This window comes from Micromonospora sp. D75, assembly GCF_018070405.1.
Taxonomy (GTDB): Bacteria; Actinomycetota; Actinomycetes; order Mycobacteriales; family Micromonosporaceae; genus Micromonospora; species Micromonospora chalcea.
Genome location: NZ_JAGPXV010000353.1, coordinates 1 through 6,163 on the forward strand (window position 1 = coordinate 1; position 6,163 = coordinate 6,163).

6 protein-coding genes and 1 pseudogene are annotated in these 6,163 nt (G+C 74.2%); 3 read left to right on the forward strand and 4 right to left on the reverse strand.

Annotation, left to right across the window (positions count from 1 at the left end):
- Nucleotides 1-28: 28 nt before the first annotated feature.
- Complete coding sequence (locus KBX39_RS20175; RefSeq protein ID WP_043325298.1) at nt 29-307, reverse strand: zinc ribbon domain-containing protein; 279 nt, start codon at nt 305-307, stop codon at nt 29-31.
- Between the two features lie 203 nt (nt 308-510).
- Here KBX39_RS20175 and KBX39_RS20180 point away from each other — a divergent pair, with 203 nt between their 5' ends.
- Nucleotides 511-1,686 (forward strand): cellulose binding domain-containing protein, encoded by a 1,176-nt coding sequence (locus KBX39_RS20180; RefSeq protein ID WP_210871952.1) that lies wholly within the window; start codon nt 511-513, stop codon nt 1,684-1,686.
- Nucleotides 1,687-1,697: 11 nt separating this feature from the next.
- A complete protein-coding gene (locus KBX39_RS20185; RefSeq protein WP_210871954.1) occupies nt 1,698-2,822 on the forward strand; it encodes a glycosyl hydrolase 53 family protein in 1,125 nt (374 codons plus the stop codon).
- Between the two features lie 36 nt (nt 2,823-2,858).
- On the opposite strand, the gene KBX39_RS20190 is transcribed toward KBX39_RS20185, so the two are convergent.
- Nucleotides 2,859-3,263 (reverse strand): DoxX family protein, encoded by a 405-nt coding sequence (locus tag KBX39_RS20190; protein WP_043325293.1) that lies wholly within the window; start codon nt 3,261-3,263, stop codon nt 2,859-2,861.
- A 98-nt stretch (nt 3,264-3,361) separates the two neighbouring features.
- Nucleotides 3,362-3,700 carry a hypothetical protein gene (locus KBX39_RS20195; RefSeq protein ID WP_069087880.1) on the reverse strand — a complete coding sequence of 113 codons (339 nt, stop codon included), beginning with the start codon at nt 3,698-3,700 and terminating at the stop codon, nt 3,362-3,364.
- A 172-nt stretch (nt 3,701-3,872) separates the two neighbouring features.
- On the opposite strand from KBX39_RS20195, the gene KBX39_RS20200 reads away from it, so the two are divergent.
- On the forward strand, nt 3,873-4,463 hold the full coding sequence (locus KBX39_RS20200) for a hypothetical protein (RefSeq protein ID WP_223201166.1): 591 nt from the start codon (nt 3,873-3,875) through the stop codon (nt 4,461-4,463).
- A 12-nt stretch (nt 4,464-4,475) separates the two neighbouring features.
- On the opposite strand, the pseudogene KBX39_RS20205 reads toward KBX39_RS20200, so the two are convergent.
- Nucleotides 4,476-6,163 (reverse strand): annotated as a pseudogene (locus KBX39_RS20205) (hypothetical protein); the annotation flags it as partial.

Below are 6,163 nucleotides of genomic sequence, written 5' to 3' on the forward strand. Positions count from 1 at the left end.
CAGGCACGGTCTTGAGCCCTTCTCGTGGTCACCATCGGGGCAGTCGGGCGTGGGCCGGGTTCGTCGAGCGGCGCGCCGGGCGACGGCCGGGCACCTGCCCGACCACCGCCGGCTGTTCCGCGCTGCGTTCGGTCCGGTCGATGGCCTCGCGCAGCGCCGCCGGCGTGCGGGTGAGCCGGGGCGCGGAGAACACCCGGGTCGCCGGGCCGTCACATCGGGGGCAGCTCGTCGACGGGCCCGCGGTGCCGACGGGCATCACGACGTCGAAGCTGCCGTCCTGCGGGCAGCGGTACTCGAAGGTGGCCATCGCCGATTCCCGTCCAGCCTTCGTGTGTGCGGTGGCCGTTCCGCAGCGGCTCACCCTGTCTCTCCGATTGTGGCTGATTGCTCAGATAGGCGGCGCAAAACGACGAATCAGGCAAAGGTGGTGCCTTGGTCGCCGGGTTGCCGTCCCGACCGAGGTGTGGGATACGTTGGCGATCATCGATGCGTTGGCGGCATCGTCGGCGTATGGCTGCCGTCTCCTCGTCCTCACTTCTGCGCCGTCTGCGGCCGGGTCTGCCGGCGGCCGTCGTGGTGTCCACGGCGGTGCTCGGCACCGCCCTGACCGCGGTGCCGCCGGCGGGCGCCGGCGCCGCGAACCCCGCTGTCGCACCGGCGCCCGGCGGGGCCGCGGCGCCCGTCGCGGACCCGACCGGGACCGTCTCGCCGCCCACGTCGACGCCCAGCACGCCCAGCACCACGCCGTTCCCGCCGAGCCCGCCCACGAACCTGACCGCCACCCAGGTGCGGACCACCTCGGTCACCCTCACCTGGACGGCCGCCACGCGCGGCTGCTGCCCCGTCGTCGGGTACGACATCACCTACTACCAGGCGTTCGACGACGTGATCTACAGCCTCAGCCTCGGCGACGTCACCACCACCACGATCACCAACTACATCCAGCCGGGCCGGCAGTACTCGTTCCGGGTGTCGGCCCGCGACGGCGACGGCCGCCGCTCGGCCGCCACCGACGCGCTGACTGTGGTCACCCCGGTGACCGACACCGGCCCGGACACCACCCCGCCGAGCGCGCCGCAGAACCTCACAGTCGGCGAGATGACCGGCTCCACCGCCACGCTGTCCTGGGCACCGTCGACCGACAACGTCGGCGTGCTCGGGTACAACGTCTACCGGTTCGACGGCTGGTTCACCTCGACGCTCGTCGCCACCGTGCCGGGGACCACGTACACCGGGCCGCTGCCCCCGTCGACGCCGCTGCGCACCCTGTACTACGTGCGGGCCCGGGACGCCGCCGGCAACGTGTCGATCGCCTCCAACACCGTCACCGTGCCCACGACGACCACTCCGCCACCACCGCCGCCCTCGACCTGCCGGGTGACCTACCGGAACCAGTCCGAGTGGGCCGGCGGCTTCGTGGCCACGGTGACGGTCCAGAACACCGGGACGGCGGCGGTCGACGGCTGGATCGTCACGTTCGGCTTCCCCGGCGACCAGCAGATCACCAACGCGTGGAACGCCACGGTCGGGCAGACCGGCGCCACGGTGACCGCCCGCAACGTCGACTGGAACCGCGTCATCGCCCCGGACGGATCCGCGACCTTCGGCTTCCAGGGACGGTGGGGCGCCAGCGACGCGCCGCCGACCGGCTTCTCGCTCAACGGCGCCCCCTGCACAGTCGGCTGAGAGGAAGTCCTGTGACCACACGCCACCGCCGCCGCGCCCTGGCCGGGGCCGTCACGGCCGTCGTCCTCGCCCTCACCACCACGATCGGGGGTACGCCGGCGCCCGTCGCCGCCGCGAACACGCTGAGCATGCGGGGCGCGGACGTCTCGTCCTTGCAGCGCAGCCTGGACCTGGGGGCGAAGTACTACGACGCGGGCGGGGTCGCCCGTGACCCGCTGGACATCCTCAGGTCCGCCGGCGTCAACTACGTCCGGCTGCGCGTCTGGAACAACCCGGCCAGCGGCTACAACAACAAGAGCAAGGTGCTGGTCCAGGCGAGAGCGGCCAAGGCGAAGGGCCTCAAGGTCCTCATCGACTTCCACTACTCCGACACCTGGGCCGACCCCGGCAAGCAGTACAAGCCGGCCGCCTGGGCCGGCCACAGCCTGAACCAGCTGCGCAACGACGTGTACGCCTTCACGTACGACGTCTGCGCCGCCCTGCGCGGGCAGGGCACGCTGCCGGACAGCGTGCAGATCGGCAACGAGATCAACGTCGGGATGCTGTGGAACGAGGGGAAGGTCGTCAACAACGACTTCGCCCCGCTGGCCGGCCTGCTGAAGCAGGGCTACAACGCGGTGAAGGCCTGCGGCGGCGGCATCCCGGTCATGATCCACACCGCCAACGCCGACAGCAACGCCAACGCCCGCTGGTTCTACGACGGCATCCGCGCCCAGGGCGTGCAGTGGGACATGACCGCCCTGTCGTACTACTGCATGTGGCACGGCAGCCTGGCGAACCTCTACAACAACATCGTCGACCTGCGGAACCGCTACGGGAAGCCGGTGGTGATCGTGGAGACCGCGTACCCGTTCACCGGGGACGACGCGGACGGCCAGCCGAACGTCATCGGCGACGTCACCTGCGACGGGATCAGCGCGACCTGGGCCGGGCAGGCCCAGCAGTTCGACTGGGTCCAGAACACCGCCCGCAACGCCGGCGCCATCGGGGTCTTCTACTGGGAGCCGACCTGGTACGCCGTCCCCGGCAACGGCTGGGACCCGGCGAACATCAACGGCACCGGGAACGGCTGGGACAACATGGCCGTCTTCGACTGGTCCGGGCGGGTGAACCCGGGGGTGCGCTGGACGCCGTGACCGGCCGCCGGCCGCACCCCGGGTGCACCCGCCTGCTCATCGCCTGAAGAGGCGGCCTATCGAGTCGCGCCGGCCCCAGGCGATGAACACGAACAGGAAGAACAGCACCACCGGGGTGATGACCAGCGCGCCGCCGTCCAGGATGAACGCCTGGGTGATGGCGGCGCCGACCATGAGCAGCGCCAGCCCGACGGCGGCCAGGCCGGCGAGCCGCGGCACCAGCAGCCCGATGCCACCGGCCAGCTCCACCAGGCCGATGAAGTAGCGGAACCAGGGCGCTGCGCCCATGTCCTCGAAGGACTGGACGGTGTTCGTCTCGCCGAACAACTTGGGGCCGGCCGAGGCGACGATGAAGAAGACGCCGAGGAAACCCTGGAGCACCCACAGCGTGCGGTGCAGCCCACGGGCGACGGGCGGGGGAGTGGTGTCGACAACGCTCATGGCTCTCGTCCTCCTGAAGAATCAGCTGGTGCATCCGAACGGATGCACCAGCTGAGACCGGACAGGACATGTGAACTCATCGGTGATCCGGCGGACCGCTACCAGGCCTTGCCGCGGATCGGGGGCACGTCGAGATCACGCTCGCCGCCCCGGTGCTCGGCGAGCAGCCGCCGGCGGATCGAACGCCAGGCGACGCGCTCCTGGCGGCGGCCGAGCCTGCGGCAGGCCTGGAACGTGCAGAGCCGGCAGCCGCAGAGGTTGGGCGCCTGCGCCGACACCTCGCGGTGGCAGCGGGTGCGGATCCACTCGGGCGCGGCGAGGAACTCGGCCAGGTCGCAGGCGCCCAGGTGGTGCCGGTGGATGTCGGTGAACCAGCGGCGCAGGTACGGATCCCGCTGCTGCACACGCTCGGGTCGGTGGATGTCGGTACGGGCCATGTGACGACCGCCCTTCCGGCCGCCCGCGCACCATGCGCGGGACTAACGCCTCTCTGGCATGCCGGTCACCTTCCGTCGCCGGTGGACGCCCCCATTCTGCTGATCATGGATCGGGCCAGGCATCCGATTTCCGGGGCCGCCCAATGGGTCGATCAGGCCGTACCATCGCCCGGTGAAGCTGCGCCGCCGGCTCGTCGCCGCGTCTCTGCTGCTGGCGGTGGAGACGATGGCGCTCGCGCTGCTCGTCACCGAGTCCCTGACGGGTGCGATCGCCGCCGCCGGCCTCACCTGCCTGTCGTTGTGGCTGCACCTCGCCCTGCACGAGGGCGGCCACCTCGTCGCGGCGAAGCTGCTGCGCCTGCCGGTCGTCGCGGTCCACATCGCGCCCTTCACCGGATGGCGCAACGAGGTGTCGGTCCGGCCGTCGGCGTCGATGCCGGCGTTGCCGCTGCGGATGGCGCTGTTCCATCTCGGCGGCCCGGTGGCGAACCTGGGCGCCGCCGCGGCGCTCGTCGTCGTGGCGACGCACACGGCAACGGTGTCGACGCGCCTGGCGCTGTTCAGCGCCGCGTTCGTCGGAGCGCTGCTCGGCCTGGGCAATCTCGTTCCGGGGAGTTCGCCCCGCAGTGACGGCCGCAACCTGCTCCGCTGGCTCGGGGCCCCGGCGGCCGCCCGGGCCGGACTGCGGGCGTACTACCACCAGGACGTGCGGCGGCCCGCCGAGGACGGTCCGAAGATCATCGGGAGTCCGCCCGGGCGGTAGCGCGGTCGCGGCTCAGCCGAGCGGGCCGGTCACCGCGGTCACCGTGCCGCCGGGCAGGAAGCCGGAACGGCCGTGCCCGCCGTGCGCCACCGGGCCGGGCAGCGAGACCGCGGCCGCCGCGTACATCCGGGCCGGCCCGGCGGGTGAGCCGCCCTGCCAGGCCAGGTAACCGGAGACGGTGGCGGGTTCGCCGGGGAAACGGCGGGCCAGCTCCGCGACGTACCGGGACACCGGCTCCGCGCGTGGGTCGAACCGGAGCGCGAGCATCTGCCCGGTCGCGGGGCGCAGCACCGCGGCGGTGAGCAGCCAGGGCGCCAGATAGGTGCCGGCCGCCGCGCCCGGCCCCCGCGCGGCGTCGCGCAGCGCCGCCTCCGCCCCGGCCCAGCCGGTGACCACGAGCGTCGGATGCCGTCCGGACCCCGGGGGTACGACACGCAGTCCGGCGCGGCGCGCGGCGTCGGTGACGGCGGCGACCGCCGCGACGGAGCGGGCCGAGGAGTCGCCCACGACGCTGAGGGCGCCCTCGGCCCGGGGCACGAGGAAGGCGACTGTGGCGTCGAGGTCCTCGCGGTCACCGGAGGTGAGGGCGTCCGCGGGGCAGCGCGACAGCGGCTGCGGGTCGTCCCGCAGGAGCACGCCGAGGGCCGCGCTGACGCACTCCGGCCCGTCCGGACCGCGCAGGTCGGGACCGGGCGCGTCGGCCGCCCCGGCGTCCAGCCGAATCACGGCCTGGCGTCCGCCGTACGCGACGTGCAGCCGGCTCGGGCCGGGCGGAAGGTGTACGAGGGCCCAGCCGTTGGTGGCACCGGGCAGCCGGACGGCGGGGGAGAGGCGGTCCGCCCGCGTCCCGACCGAGACTCCCTCCGCGCCGACGTGCACGAGGTTCCAGCCGGGCCGCTGCGGTGCCACCACCAGCGGGAGGCCCCGGCCGCCGTTGTCCACTGCGACCAGCAGCGGCGCGCCGGGGCGGCCGGGCGGCGCGGGCAGCGCCACGGCGGTCGCGGTGGCGGCGACGATGACGACCGCGGGCAGCACGACCGCCTGTCCCCGCAGCAACGCCCGGTCCGGCTGCCGTCGGCGTCGCAGGCCGGCGCCCAGGCCCACGGCTCCGGCCACGGCGACCGCAAGGCAGACCCAGCGTGCCGGGCCGGCCCATCCGGGGCCTTCCGGGCCGAGGGCGGCGTGGTCGGTACCGAGCCGCACCGCGCCGGCCGCAGCCTCGGCGGTGACGGCGGCGAGCATCCAGGGCGCCGCCCGGTGGGCGACGCGCCGCCGGGCCGAGTCCGCGCCGAGCACTGTGGCGACGCCGCCCAGCAGCACCGCGGCGGCGAGCCCGTGCCCGGCGGCGGCCGTCGCCTCCGCGACTGTCGCGGTGGGCAGCGCCAGCAGGCCGGCCCCGGCGGACACGAGCAGAGCCAGGGGTACGCCGACCGCGCGCCGCCCGGCGCACCCGGGCAGGGCGAGGCAGGCCGCCGCGAGCACGAGCGTTCCGGCGGCGGGGGCGTCCCCGCCCAGGCCGAGGGTGAGCAGGTGCGCGACGGCGGCGGTCACCGCCGGGGCGGTGAGGCGGCGGGGCGCCGGGGCGGCGAGCGGTCGCAGCAGCACAAGCCCGGCCGTGGTGGCCGACGCGGCGAGGGCGAGCAGCGCGGCGAACCCGGTGGCGGCCGGCGCGACACCCCCGCCGTCCCCGGCGTGGGCCG